Source organism: Pseudomonas sichuanensis, from assembly GCF_003231305.1.
GTDB lineage: Bacteria > Pseudomonadota > Gammaproteobacteria > Pseudomonadales > Pseudomonadaceae > Aquipseudomonas > Aquipseudomonas sichuanensis.
Genome location: NZ_QKVM01000028.1, coordinates 1 through 13,555 on the forward strand (window position 1 = coordinate 1; position 13,555 = coordinate 13,555).

At 66.3% G+C, this 13,555-nt stretch carries 9 protein-coding genes, 2 pseudogenes and 2 riboswitches; of the genes and pseudogenes, 4 read left to right on the forward strand and 7 right to left on the reverse strand.

Annotated elements, in window-relative coordinates; all coding sequences use genetic code 11:
* Positions 1–305: 305 nt before the first annotated feature.
* Both DM373_RS29690 and DM373_RS29695 read left to right on the forward strand, forming a co-directional pair.
* A pseudogene (locus DM373_RS29690) lies at positions 306–1,022 on the forward strand (PAS domain-containing protein); the annotation flags it as partial.
* 102 nt (positions 1,023–1,124) lie between these two features.
* A pseudogene (locus tag DM373_RS29695) lies at positions 1,125–1,559 on the forward strand (methyl-accepting chemotaxis protein); the annotation flags it as partial.
* Here DM373_RS29695 and DM373_RS15810 read toward each other — a convergent pair.
* The 7 genes from DM373_RS15810 to DM373_RS15840 form a co-directional block, all read right to left on the reverse strand.
* Positions 1,534–4,827: a transporter substrate-binding domain-containing protein gene (locus DM373_RS15810; RefSeq protein ID WP_110994471.1), complete on the reverse strand. Its 3,294-nt coding sequence runs from the start codon at positions 4,825–4,827 to the stop codon at positions 1,534–1,536. The pseudogene DM373_RS29695 and the gene DM373_RS15810 overlap by 26 nt on opposite strands.
* Before the next feature lie 3 nt (positions 4,828–4,830).
* Positions 4,831–5,445, reverse strand: coding sequence for a response regulator transcription factor (locus DM373_RS15815; protein WP_110994472.1), 615 nt, complete (start codon positions 5,443–5,445; stop codon positions 4,831–4,833).
* A gap of 204 nt (positions 5,446–5,649) precedes the next feature.
* Positions 5,650–5,892 carry a DUF1272 domain-containing protein gene (locus DM373_RS15820; RefSeq protein ID WP_110994473.1) on the reverse strand — a complete coding sequence of 81 codons (243 nt, stop codon included), beginning with the start codon at positions 5,890–5,892 and terminating at the stop codon, positions 5,650–5,652.
* Positions 5,893–5,954: 62 nt separating this feature from the next.
* The gene (cobM, locus tag DM373_RS15825; protein ID WP_110994474.1) at positions 5,955–6,707 is read right to left on the reverse strand and encodes a precorrin-4 C(11)-methyltransferase; all 753 of its coding nucleotides are present in this window, start codon (positions 6,705–6,707) and stop codon (positions 5,955–5,957) included.
* 28 nt (positions 6,708–6,735) lie between these two features.
* Positions 6,736–7,146, reverse strand: coding sequence for a cobalamin biosynthesis protein (locus DM373_RS15830; RefSeq protein WP_110994475.1), 411 nt, complete (start codon positions 7,144–7,146; stop codon positions 6,736–6,738).
* Positions 7,146–7,841, reverse strand: a complete 696-nt coding sequence (locus DM373_RS15835) for a CbtA family protein (protein ID WP_110994476.1) — start codon at positions 7,839–7,841, stop codon at positions 7,146–7,148. The genes DM373_RS15830 and DM373_RS15835 overlap by 1 nt, the downstream gene beginning before the upstream one ends.
* 10 nt (positions 7,842–7,851) lie before the next feature.
* Positions 7,852–8,037: a CbtB domain-containing protein gene (locus tag DM373_RS15840; protein ID WP_110994477.1), complete on the reverse strand. Its 186-nt coding sequence runs from the start codon at positions 8,035–8,037 to the stop codon at positions 7,852–7,854.
* A 97-nt stretch (positions 8,038–8,134) separates the two neighbouring features.
* Positions 8,135–8,360: riboswitch (cobalamin riboswitch) on the reverse strand.
* A gap of 60 nt (positions 8,361–8,420) precedes the next feature.
* Positions 8,421–8,619, forward strand: a riboswitch (cobalamin riboswitch).
* Between the two features lie 101 nt (positions 8,620–8,720).
* Between DM373_RS15840 and cobW the strand changes: the two genes are divergently transcribed.
* Positions 8,721–9,788: a cobalamin biosynthesis protein CobW gene (gene cobW / locus DM373_RS15845; protein ID WP_110994478.1), complete on the forward strand. Its 1,068-nt coding sequence runs from the start codon at positions 8,721–8,723 to the stop codon at positions 9,786–9,788.
* A 3-nt stretch (positions 9,789–9,791) separates the two neighbouring features.
* Positions 9,792–13,553, forward strand: coding sequence for a cobaltochelatase subunit CobN (gene cobN / locus DM373_RS15850; protein ID WP_110994479.1), 3,762 nt, complete (start codon positions 9,792–9,794; stop codon positions 13,551–13,553).
* Positions 13,554–13,555: the final 2 nt, after the last annotated feature.

Sequence of the window (13,555 nt, forward strand, 5' to 3'; positions counted from 1 at the left end):
TATCAAAACAAACACACTGAGTCCCGAACCCGAACCCGAACCCGAACCCGAACCCGAACCCGAACCCGAACCCGAACCCGAACCCGAACCCGAACCCGAACCCGAACCCGAACCCGAACCCGAACCCGAACCCGACCAACGGCTCAAATACCTAATCCAAAAGTGATATCAAAGCGCTTGCACGCCGATAACGCCCATCTATGCTCAGGACATCCCGAGGGGCACAGGAGTCCCAGCGCATGTTCGAGTACCACCGCAAGTCCGACCTGGTCGAAATCCAGCGCTGCCGCCAGGCCCTGGCAGCCATGGAAGCGAAGCTCGCCGCCATCAGCCGCTCCATGGCCATGATCGAGTTCGCCCCCGATGGCACCATCCTCGAGGCCAACGACCATTTCTGCACGACCATGGGCTACAGCGCCGACGAGATCCGCGGCAAGCACCACCGCATCTTCTGTGACCCCACCTACGCCAAAAGCGCCGAGTACCAGCAACTGTGGCGTGAACTGGGGCAGGGCAAGGCCATCAGCGGCACTTTCGAACGGCTGGACAAGGCCGGCCGCGAAGTCTGGCTCGAAGCCAGCTACATGCCGGTGATCGACGAGCGCCAACAGGTCACAAGCGTCATAAAGGTGGCATCCGACATCACCCGCCATGTGATCGAGGAACACGAGAGCGAGAGCCTGCTCAAGGCCATCGGCCGCTCCATGGCGGTGGTCGAGTTCACACCGGCCGGCAGGGTGATCAAGGCCAACCAGAACTTCCTCGACACCATGGGGTATCGCCTGGAAGAAGTGGTGGGCCGCCACCACGGGCTGTTTTGCCTGGCCCACGAACGTGAATCGGCCCAGTACCGCGAGTTCTGGGCTTCGCTTAACCGCGGCGAATACCACTCGCACCGCTTCGAACGCGTCAACAAGCAAGGCCAGACCGTATACCTGGAGGCCTCATACAACCCGATCTTCGACAACAAGGGGCGATTGACCAAAGTAGTGAAGTTCGCCAGTGACATCACCAGCCAGGTCAGTACCCAACAGACCGCTGCCGATGCCGCCCACGCAAGCTCGGTACAAACCGACGCCTGCGCGCGCAAGGGCACCCAGGTGGTGCAGCAGACGGTCGAGGTGATCGAGCAGATTTCCGCCGAGCTCAACCAGGCCGCACTCAACCTCGATGCGGTGAGCAAGCAGTCCGAGCTGATCGGCCAGATCGTCCTGACCATTCGCGGCATTGCCGACCAGACCAACCTGCTGGCACTCAACGCAGCGATCGAAGCCGCCCGGGCTGGCGAGCACGGGCGTGGCTTTGCCGTGGTCGCCGATGAAGTGCGCAGCCTGGCCGCGCGCACCAGCAAGGCAACGCTGGAGATCGTCGAAGTGGTGCGGCAGAACCATGACCTGTCATTGAATGCCGTGGCCAGCATGCAGTCGAGCCTGACCCGCACCGGGCTGGGGGTGGAGCTGGCCAATGAAGCGGGTACGGTGATCATGGAAATCCAGCAGGGCTCACGGCACGTGGTGGACGCGATCAGCCAGATCAGTTCGACCCTTCAATTGCATTGATACCCTGGCGCAGCTCTTGCTCCAGGCTCTGCAGGCTGGCCAGCAGGCGGGCAAGCAATTGCTCGGTTGGCTGGCCCAGGACCATGGCCCGCTCAATGGCCTTGCAGTCCTTCACCACGCCCCGCACCTTGAGCATCTTGGCGCCGCCCTTGATACGGTGCACCGCCATGGCAAGCGCGTCAGGTGGCGGTGAGGCTCCCAGCTCGTGCAGTGCTTGCAGGTCTTCTCGAGTGCTCTCGGCCAGTTGCTGCAGCAGGCGCAAAGTCAGTTGCTCGTCATCCTGGGTGAGGTGGCGCAATTGCTCCAGCGCAAAACCGCTGTGGCCAGGCAACTGCGCAGCAACCGTGGCGACAGCCGCCGCCGGGAGCACGCTCGCCGACGCCAGGGCTGTGCGCAGGGCTTGCAGGCCAATGGGCTTGAACAGGCACTCGTCCATGCCATCGTCCAGGCAGCGTTGACGTTCTTGCGCCTGGGCATTGGCGGTGACGCCGATGATCACGCAGGCAGGCAGGCCCTCGTCGCGTTCCAGCGCGCGGATGTTTCGGGTCAGTTCGTGCCCGTCCATGATCGGCATGTTGCAATCGGTGATCAGCACATCGAAAGGGTGCTTTCGCCACAATGCCAACGCGTCCTGGCCCTGTTCGGCGAGCACTACCTTATGGCCTAGCGTGCGCAGCTGTTTGTCGAGCAGCAACAGGTTGGCAGGGTAATCATCGACCACCAGCACCCTCAATGAGGGGCTGTTGGCAGGGGGCTCAGGAGTCTTGGTTGATTGGCCCACGGACGCACCGGTGATCGGAAGATCGAGGTGGACATCCACCTGGGTGCCCAGCCCCTCGAGGCTTTGCAGGGTCAGGGTGCCGCCCATCAGCTCGCACAGGTCGCGGCAGATCACCAGGCCTAGCCCTGCGCCTTGACGGGCCTGGCGTCCGTCCATCTGGGCAAAGGTGTTGAACAGTCGCGCCTGGTCGGCGCTGCTGATACCCACGCCGCTATCCTTCACCTGCAGCAGGACGCCCATCGATTGCTCGCCGTGCGCAGCCACCTCCAGTGCAACGTCTATCCGTCCCTCCTCAGTGAACTTGATCGCGTTGCTCAACAGGTTGGACAGCACCTGCTTGAGTCGAAGTGGGTCACCCAGCACCCAGCAGTGCTCCGTGGGCAGCGCGGCACGCAGGTGAATGCCCTTGGCTCGCGCATTGCCCTCGAATACCCGCAGTGTGGCGCGCACCAGGCCAACCAGTTCGATGGCCACCGGTTGCAGGGTCATGTGCCCGGCTTCGATGCGTGAAATATCGAGAATGTCGCCAATCAGCTCAAGCAGTCCGGTCGCCGAGCCATGGGCGGTTTCCAGCGCCTGGCCATCGATGCGGCCATGACGGCTGTCCTCCAGGGCCAGTTCGAGCAAGCCGATAACCGCGTTCATCGGCGTGCGGATTTCATGGCTCATGACTGCGAGAAACGTGCTTTTGGCTTGGTTGGCCTGTTCGGCGTCCTCTTTGGCCTGGCGCAACTGCTCCAACAGCCCGCGGCTGAGCTGCAGTTGATCCTGCAGCGCATGCTGGGCCTCGGTGCGCTGATGGATGAGTTTGCGCAGGTAGCTGTTCCAGAACACCACGCCCGCCAGCAGCACGCTGGCCAGCACCAGCACCTGGAGTGCCAGGGTCCGGTAGTTGCGCCACGGGCTGTCGCTGACCACCGCGCTGGTACGCCAGCGATTGACCAGTTGCTCAAGCTCGTCGGGCGCAATGCTCAACAACGCCTTGTCGAGGATGGCCTGCAGCTGGGGTTGCGCAGGGTCGACGGCGAAGGCCGCGAGCGCGGGCTCATCACCCAGTTGCGCAGCGACCCGCAGGTCGCCCTTGAACACCTGGCTGATGAAGTAGCTGGCGTTGATATAGGGGCTGAGCGCGACATCGGCATCACGTTTGAGCACTGCCTCCATCAGTTGCAGTGGATTGTCCACCTCGACCGGGCGCACTCGAGGTGCCTGCTGCAGTAGCCCGTCGAGCAGCGGCGAGCCGCGCAACAGTGCTACCCGCTGGTCGCTCAGCGGCAGTGCCGGGTCCAATGGCGGTGAGCTGGCGCGCATCACCAGCACCTGCGGGGAGGCCAGGTAGGGGCGGCTGTAACGCAAGCGGGTGGCCAGCCGCGGGTCATAGCCAATGGCGCCGAGCATGTCGACCTTGCCCTGAATCGCGGCATCGACCATCTCGCCGAACGACTGTGCCCCGACCACCTCGAAACGCAGGCCGGTGCGCAGGCTGATTTGCTCCAGTACGTCCATGGTCAGGCCGCGGGGTTGCTGCTGGCTGTCGGTGAATGTCAGCGGTGCGAGGGCGGTATTGATCATCACCTTCACCGTGCGGTGCTGAGTGATCCAGGCGCGCTCTTCGGCGGTCAGGGCGTCCAGCCGGCGATCGAGCAGGATACTGGTGCTGCCGCTGGTCCAGCGGCGCAGGATGTTCAGCCGTTCACTGTCGGCGATGCGCGCCAAGGCCTGGTCGATCAGTGTGCGCAGGCGCTGGTTGTCGCGGTCCAGGGCAAAGGCGAAAGTGCCGGCCGGCAGTTTGACGAAGTGATCGACCTTGACTGCACCCTGGTAGCTTCTGCTGATCACGTAGTCGCTGCTGATGGCGTCGCCCAGGTAAGCATCTGCCTGGCCCAGCGCGACCGCCGCGACCCCGGCCAGGGTAGAGCGGTACAGGGTTATCTGGGCGTTGGGGTAGAGCTGCCGGACGGCTTGCAGGGGCAGGTAGTGATCGACCAGGGCCAGGCGCTGGCCGGCCAGGTCGCTGCCCTCCAGCAAAGCACCGCCCTGTCGGCTGACGAGTACCGGCAGGTCATCGGCATAGGGCAGACTCAGGGCGAGTTCGGCGTCGGCCGCTTCGAAAGCGTTTGAGGTGCCGAGCAGGTCGATCTCGCCCCGGTGCAGGGCGGCGATGGCCTGCGTGCGGGTAGGGTAGCGCCGGACCTTGATGGGTATGCCCAACTGCTCGGCGATCAGGCCGGCGTAGTCGGCGCTCAGGCCCTCGTAGTCGTCCTGGCTGGTGTTGATATCGAAAGGCGGGTAGTCGGGGCGCGAGCCGCCCAAGGTCAGTACCCGGCGTTCGCGCAGCCATTGCCGATCGTTGTCGTCAAGGCGCAGCGGCGCAGTGGCGCTCTGGGCACGGGCCAGCAGGTGACGGTCCTCGCTGGCGGCCTGGGACAGTCCCTGCAAGGGCACCAGCAAGGTCAGCACCAGGCACAGCAGTGTGCCCCTGCTCATGCTTCAGCCCGCGTTGTTGCGTTTGGCCAGGTCGACCATTTCCACCAGTGATTCGACCTTCAGCTTCTCCATGATCCGGCCGCGGTAGGTACTGATGGTCTTGGCGCTGAGGTGCATCTGCTCGCCGATCAGCTTGTTGCTCTGCCCCGCACAGAGGCGGCGCAGCACTTCCATTTCACGGTTTGACAGGCTGCCCAGTCGTTCGCCCTCGCTTTCCAGGGTGTTGCTGTTGACCGCCATCTGCGGAAAGGTCGAGTAGCCTTTCACCAGTGCCTTGAGGGCGAAGACCAGGGCGTCGAGGTCCTCGTCCTTGTTGACGAAGGCCGAGATGCCGGCGTCCATGCATCGGCGTACGTACAGGTCGGCCGGCTGGCCGGTCAGCGCCATGATCCTGGGGGAGGGGTTGAGCAGCTTGAGGCGTTTGATCACTTCCATGCCATCGAGGTCGGGCAGGCCGATATCGAGGATGACCACATCCGCCTTGGTCTGCTCGGCCAGGCGTGCGGCATCCTTGCCTTTACCGGTTTCACCGACCACGGTGAAGCGCTCCCCCTCGAGCAGCATGCGTACAGCAAGGCGAACAATGTGATGGTCATCGACCAACAGCACGGATGTCATGTGAAGCTCCTGTCGGATTGAGCCCATGTCCTGTCTTCCATCGGGCTCACGCCTTCGGATCAATTGGGCAGCGCGCACATTACGGTGATTCCGAAGCCTTGGTAATAGGCGAGTATAGGCGCGTTGAAAAGACAACAAGCAATTGTAGAAAAGGACTACAAAAGGGGCGCGGGAGCGCCCCGGACAGGCATTGAGGCAGGCGGGTCAGCTGCAGGCGGGATGGGCTTTGAGGATGCGCTCGCTGGAGGCGGGGTTGTTCTTCAGGGCCTGGCCCACCCGGGGTGGGCGGCTGAGCAGCGGGCCGCCACAGTTGGGGCAGCGGCCGTGCAAGTGCTGGTCATTGCAGCTGCGACAGAAGGTGCATTCGAACGAGCAGATCAAGGCGTCCGGGCTGTCGCCCGGCAGGTCGCTGTTGCAGCACTCGCAGTTGGGGCGTAGTTCGAGCATGGGCGTGGCTCCGTAAACGGGAAGGGCAGTGTGCGCCGTCGCCACGCCTGGCGGCAATCGCCTCAGTTGCCCGGGCGGTACAGGTGGGCGTGGCCGGCGCGGTACAGCGCCGACTCGGCGAACGGCGCATCGCCCAGTACATGGCCGACCAGGATCAGCGCGGTGCGCCGGAAGCCCTTGCTGGCCACGTGCTCGACGATGTCCGCCAGGGTGCCCCTGGCCCAGTCCTGATCGGGCCAGGTGGCGCGATGGACCACGGCGATCGGGCAGTCGGCGCCGTAATGGGGCAGGAGTTCCTCGACGATCCGCGCCAGGTTCTTGATGCCCAGGTGGATCGCCAGGGTGCTGCCATGGCGGGCCAGGTCGGCCAGTTGTTCGCCGGCCGGCATCGGTGAGCTGTCGCCGTAACGGGTCAGGATCACTGTCTGCGACACCTGTGGCAGGGTCAGCTCGCAACCCAGCAGCGCGGCGCTGGCGGCGGTGGCCGTTACGCCGGGGATGATCTGGTAGTCGATGCCCAGTTCGCGCAGGTGGCGGATCTGCTCGCCGATGGCACCATACAGGCTGGGGTCGCCGCTGTGTACCCGGGCCACGTCCTGGCCGTTGCGGTGGGCCTGGTGCATGGCCTCGACGATCTGCTGCAGGTGCAGCTCGGCACTGTTGATCACCGTCTCGGCACAGTGCCCTTCGAGCACGGCAGCGGGGACCAGGGAGCCGGCATAGATGATCACCGGGCACTGGCGGATCAAACGCTGGCCCTTGACCGTGATCAGTTCCGGATCGCCGGGGCCGGCGCCGATGAAGTAGACCGTCATGGGGAGTCCTTGCAGGTAAAGGGGCGGATTATCCGCCGATGGCCAGCGCCAGGGTAGCGCCGCCGAGTCGCTGGCGCGTTACGCGCAGGCCAGGCTGCTGCGATTCGCGGCCAGCCAGGGCCAATGCGGTGCTTTCGGCCACACCCCAGCAGCCGGTCTGGGCGAACGCGATGGCCGAGCGCTGGCTGAGCAGCGGCTCGAAGCCGAGCAACTGCCCTGCATCGAAACAGATGAACGGCAGCCCGAGGCGCTCGGCCAGGGCCAGCAGGCCTGGCTCGCGCGCCTTTGGCGCGATGCTGGCGATGCCGCGCAGCGCGCTGAGCGGCAGGGCATGCTCGGTCAGGGTCTGGCGCAGCAGAACCGCCAGGGTCTCCACCGGGCAACCCCGGCGGCACCCGAAGCCGGCGTACAGCGCCGGCGGCTTTGCAGATTCCAGCATCAGGCTTGGCTGGAGCGACGGTACAGCCAGGCGCTGAGCAGGCCCAGGGCTACCCAGAAGGCGGCATTGGTCAGCCAGGACGCGATCTTGAACTGGGTTTCCAGTGCCTCGGGTGCCAGGCTTTCATGCACCGCTGGCTGTGGCGCGCCGATCACGTGAGGCACAACCAGCAGCGCTGCGCCGAGTAACTTCAACAGCCAGTGGCCACCGAACACCAGCAATGCCAGGCCTGCGGCGGTGGCGGCGGCGGTGCCGATCCACCAGGTCTGGCGTTGGCCCAGGTCGGCAGCGGCGGTGCCGGGCAGCTCTGGCGGCAGGCCCAGGGTCGGCGCCAGGCAGAACACCGCAAAGCCGGCCAGGCCCCACAGCGCGCCGGTGCTGACCCGGCCCGGTTCACGCAGGCTATACAGCGCGACCAGGATCAGGGCAAAGCCGACGGCTACCACCAGGTTGCCACCGGTGGTGGACAGCACGCGCTGCCAGCCGTCTTCCGGCGCCCAGGCTTCGGCGCTGTGCTCATGCTCGTGGGGGGCGGCGGCTTCGCCATGTTCATGGTGCTCGGCGGCCGGGGCGGCGCTTTCATAGGTCTCCGCCTGCAGAATCAGCGGGGCGACCCAGAAGCTTTGCAGCAGTGTCAGCAGCAGGGCAGCGAGCAGCCCACTGAAGCCCGCGGTGCGGGCAATACGGGTAATCATGCGGGGCTACTCAGTGGCAGGGGAAGGCGGCGCTGTGGCGGGTGTCGTGGGCAGCGTTGTGCACCGCCTCGATGTGCGAGAAGCCGGCGAAGTAGACCAGGCACAGGCCCAGCAGGCTGGCGCCGATGGCGATGACCATTCGCTGGCTGAGTGTGGCGGGGGTGGCGATGCTGTGTTTTGTGCTGGTAATCGGCATGACGCGTTCCTCTGCTGCTTTTATTGGGGCAACGGGCAGGCGCGGCGCACCCGGGCAGGACAGCCCAGGGAATACGACAGCGCCCGCCCACCGCGGGGTGTTGATGTGGTGTCAGGCCGGTCTCCGGGCTGGCGAGGTGGAGCGGGGCTCCAGCTATCGGCGTCACCTTCCCATGCCTGTTGAGCCGGCACAGTGGTCAAGACGCTTCACTCGCTTACCGTTGCGGGGGCAGCACCGGCCTTGTCCGCTGTCTATTAAAGACGCTGGACGCACCGGTTTCCCGTTTCACCCCCAGTGGGGGCACCTGAACGCAGTGCGCTAGCAAATCATGGGGCGTGGCTTGCGTCAATCGCCCCAGCGGTTGACCGGTGTCGGGCGGATGCGTAGCCTTGCCGCTTCGAGGTTCTCCGGCCCAGGCCGGAGCTAAGACGGGAACGCGGTCCAAGCCGCGGCTGCCCCCGCAACTGTAAGCACGCAAAAGGATCGGCACAGCCACTGCGCACGCGCGGGAAGGCGCCATCCCACCGGCACCGCTGCCGGAACCGTGCAAGCCAGGAGACCTGCCTCGCAACGTTTTCGACTATCAACCGGGCGGGGTGATCCGGTGGCGAACGCGCCCGGCCGGCAACGCCCGAGGCTGTCGTCCCGCATGCCCGCGCCATTGCTGCCAAGGGCATCGCGACATGAAAACACTGGCCAAGCTCCCCGTCACCATCGTCACCGGCTTCCTCGGCTCGGGCAAGACCACCTTGCTGCGCCACATGCTCGACAACGCCCAGGGCCGCCGCATCGCGGTGATCGTCAACGAGTTCGGCGAGCTGGGCATCGATGGCGAAATCCTCAAGCAGTGCAGCATCGGCTGCACGGAAGAAGAAGCCAACGGTCGCGTCTACGAGCTGGCCAACGGCTGCCTGTGCTGCACCGTGCAGGAAGAGTTCTTCCCGGTGATGCGCGAACTGGTGGCGCGCCGCGGCGACCTTGACCACATCCTCATCGAAACCAGCGGCCTGGCCCTGCCCAAGCCCCTGGTGCAAGCCTTCCAGTGGCCAGAAATCCGCAACGCCTGCACCGTCGATGCGGTCATCACCGTGGTCGACAGCCCGGCAGTGGCCGCCGGCACCTTCGCCGCCTACCCGGACCAGGTAGACGCCCAGCGCAAGCTCGACCCCAACCTGGACCACGAATCGCCGCTGCATGAACTGTTCGCCGACCAGCTGGCCAGCGCCGACCTGGTGGTGCTGAACAAGGCCGACCTGATCGACGCCGAAGGCCTGGCCAAGGTCCGTGCCGAAGTCGCCGAAGAACTGCCGCCAGCGGTGAAAGTGATCGAGGCCAGCAGTGGCCGCCTGCCGCTGGAAGTGCTGCTGGGCGTCGGTGCCGAATCCGAGGCGCATATCGATGGCCGTCGTACCCACCACGATTCGCATCACGACGGCGATGACCACGACGATCACGACCATGACGCCTTCGACTCGATTTCCATCGACCTGCCAGAGGCCGACGAAAGCCTGCTGCTCGACGCCCTGACGCAACTGGTCACCGAGTTCGGCATCCTGCGCGCCAAGGGCTTCGCCGCCATCCCCGGCAAACCGATGCGCCTGCTGATCCAGGGCGTGGGCACACGCTTCGACAAGCACTTCGACCGCGCCTGGCGCAGTGACGAGCCACGCATCACCCGCCTGGTGCTGATCGGCCAGGACCTTGATGCCGTACAGCTGGAAGCGCGCCTGCGCCAGGCCCTGGGCGCCTGACCCATGCACCTGCTGCGGACCCAGCCCGGCGGCTTCGTGCCGGACGACAGCATTGCCGACCTCGGCCAGACCCCCGCCGAGCTGGTGATTCTCTGCAGCGGCGATTCGCACCTGGCGCTGCTTGCCGAAACCGCCGAGCAGTTGCCGGACGACTTCCCCAGCGTGCGCCTGGCCAACCCCATGCAGGTGCAGAACCACGCCTCGGTCGACCTGTATGTGGACGAGGTGCTGCGCCATGCCAAGGTGATCCTGGTGTCGCTGCACGGCGGCGTCGGCTACTGGCGCTACGGCGTCGAGCAGTTGGTGGAACTCAGCCAGCGCGGCGTGCAGCTGATCATGGTGCCCGGCGATGACCGCCCCGACCCGGAGCTGACCGATCTGGGCACGGTGCGTGGCGAGCAGGCCGAACGCCTCTGGCACTACCTGCGCCAGGGCGGCAAGGCCAACGCGGTCAGCCTGTTCAACTGCCTGGCCAGCCTGTGGTTGGGGCGTGACTACGCCTGGGCTGAACCGCAGCCGTTGCCGCGTACTGCGGTTTACCACCCGGCCAAGGCCAGCGCCGAGCTGCAGGATTGGTATGCCGACTGGCACCCCGAGCAACCGGTGGCGCCGCTGTTGTTCTATCGCTCGCACCTGCAGGCGGCCAACACCGGCTTCATCGACGTGTTTTGCCAACGGCTGCAAGCCTGTGGCCTGAACCCACTGCCCATTGCCGTGGCCAGCCTCAAGGAGCGCGCCTGTCTCGACCAGGTCGAGGCCTGGCTCGATGAGGTGCAGGCCGAAGTGGTGATCAACACCACCGGCTTTGCCTTGTCCAGCCCCGAACAGCCCAACCTGCGCCCGTTGCGCCGCGATGTACCGGTGCTGCAGGCGATCTGCGCCCAGGACAACCAACCGGCCTGGGAGCAGAGCGAGCAGGGCCTGGGCGCACGCGACCTGGCCATGCACATCGCCTTGCCGGAACTGGACGGGCGCATCATCACCCGCCCCGTGAGCTTCAAGGACCTGGCCTGGCGCAGCGAGCGCAGCCAGTCCGATGTGGTCTGCTACCGGGCCCACCCCGAACGCATGGACTTCGTCGCCGAACTGGCGCGGCGCTGGGTCGAGCTGGCGCGCCTGGACAACCGGGAGAAGCGCGTGGCGCTGGTACTGGCCAACTACCCGACCCGCGACGGGCGCATCGGCAATGGCGTCGGCCTGGACACGCCCGGCGCCGCACTCAACATCCTCAAGGCCTTGCAGGGGCAGGGCTACCCGGTGGCCGGCCTGCCCGACAGCGGCACCGAACTGATCCACCAGTTGCTCGGCGGGGTGACCAACGACCTCGACCACCTCGACCAGCGCCCTTGCGCCCAGAGCCTGAGCCTGGCCGATTACCACAGCGCCTTTGCCGCATTGCCCGAGGCCAACCAGCGCGCCGTGCTGGAGCGTTGGGGCCCGCCCGAACAGGACCCGATGTACCGCAGCGGGCGTTTGATGGTGGCCGGCCTGCGCTACGGCCTGACCTTCGTCGGCATCCAGCCCGCGCGCGGCTACCAGGTCGACCACAGCGCGGTGTATCACGACCCCGACCTGGTGCCGCCTCACGGCTATCTGGCGTTCCACTTCTGGCTGCGCAACGGCTATGCCGCCGATGCGCTGATTCACGTCGGCAAGCACGGCAACCTGGAGTGGCTGCCGGGCAAGGGCGTCGGGCTGTCAAATGAATGCTGGCCAGACGCCTTGCTCGGCCCGTTGCCGAACATCTACCCGTTCATCGTCAACGACCCGGGCGAGGGCGCCCAGGCCAAGCGGCGCACCCAGGCGGTGATCATCGACCACCTGATGCCGCCGCTGACCCGTGCCGAAACCTATGGCCCACTGCGCCAGCTGGAGCAGCTGGCCGACGAATACTACGAAGCGCAGTTGCTCGACCCGCGCCGTGCCCAAGAGCTGCAGCGCGACATCCTCGAACTGCTCAAGGCCAACCACATCGACCGCGACCTGCAGCTCGAAGGCCAGCTGGACGACGCGGCGGTGTGGTTGCCGCGGCTGGACACCTACCTGTGCGACCTCAAGGAATCGCAGATCCGCGATGGCCTGCACGTGTTCGGCCAGTCGCCCCAGGGCCGCTTGCGCAGCGACACGCTGCTGGCGCTGCTGCGGGTGGAGCGCGGCGACGGCAAGGGCGGCAATGCCAGCCTGATCCGCGCCCTGGCCCGCGCGCTGGGGCTGGGTTTCGACCCGCTCGATTGCGACCTCGGCCAGGCCTGGCAAGGGCCGCGCCCGGCGTTGTTGCAGCAACTGGACGCGGCGCTGTGGCGCACGGCCGGGGATACCCGTGAACGGCTCGAACTGCTGGCGTTGACCTTGATCGAACAGGCGCTGGAAGGCGACTGCTCACTTGAAGGGCAGGTTGAGTGGCAGCCGGTTCGCGAGGTGCTGCAAGCGCTGGTCGAGCAGGTCGCGCCCAACCTGGACGCCTGCGGCGCTGCCGAAATCGACGGCCTGCTGGCGGCCCTGGCCGGGCGTTTCGTCCCCGCCGGGCCCAGCGGCGCACCGAGCCGTGGTCGCCTGGACGTGCTGCCCACCGGGCGCAATTTCTATACCGTCGATGTGCGCAACCTGCCCACCGCCACCGCCTGGCGCCTGGGCTTCGCCTCGGCCAACCTGATTCTCGAGCGCCACCTGCAGGACCACGGCGACCACCTGCGCCAGTTGGGCCTGTCGGTGTGGGGCACGGCAACCATGCGCACCGGCGGCGACGACATTGCCCAGGCCATGGCGCTGATGGGCGTGCGCCCGGTTTGGGCAACCGGCAGCCAGCGCGTCGACGACTTCGAGATCTTGCCGCTGAGCCTGCTCGATCGCCCACGGGTCGATGTCACGCTGCGGGTCTCGGGCTTCTTCCGCGATGCCTTCGGTAACCTGATCCGCCTGTTCGACGCGGCGGTGCAGGCGGTGGCCGCGCTGGACGAACCAGATGACCTCAACCCGCTGGCCGCCCGCGTGCGTGCCGAGCGTCAGGCGCTGCTCGATGACGGCCTGGATGAAGCGCTGGCGGCGCGCCAGGCCGGCTGGCGGGTGTTCGGCGCCAAGCCCGGCGCCTATGGCGCTGGGGTGCAGAACGCCATCGACGGGCGCCTGTGGCACAGCCGGGAAGACCTGGCCGAGGTCTACCTCAACCACGGCGGCTACGCCTACGGCGCCAGCGACGAAGGCACCCCGGCCCGCGCACGTTTCGCCCAGCGCCTGAGCCAGGTGCAGGCGGTGCTGCAGAACCAGGACAACCACGAGCACGACCTGCTCGATTCCAACGACTACTACCAGTTCCAGGGCGGCATGCTGGCCGCCGCCGAGACCCTGGCTGGCACCACCCGGGCCAGCTACCACGGCGACCACAGCCAAGCCGACCGGCCGCGTATCCGTACCTTGAAGGAAGAGCTCAACCGGGTGATCCGCGCCCGCGCACTCAACCCCAAGTGGATCGACGGCGCCAAGCGCCATGGCTATAAGGGTGCCTTCGAGCTGGCGGCGACGGTCGACAACCTGTTTGCCTTCGACGCCACCACCGGGCTGATCGACGACCATCATTATCAAGGCCTGGCCGACGCCTACGTGCTCGACCCGGCGACCCGTGATTTCATGCGCGAGCACAACCCCGAAGCCCTGCGCGACCTCACCGAGCGCCTGCTGGAAGCCCAGCAGCGCGGCCTGTGGCAGGACCCGGGCGACTACCGCGAGAGCCTCGAGCAACAGTTGCTCGAAGGCGAGGAAGACTGCTGAAC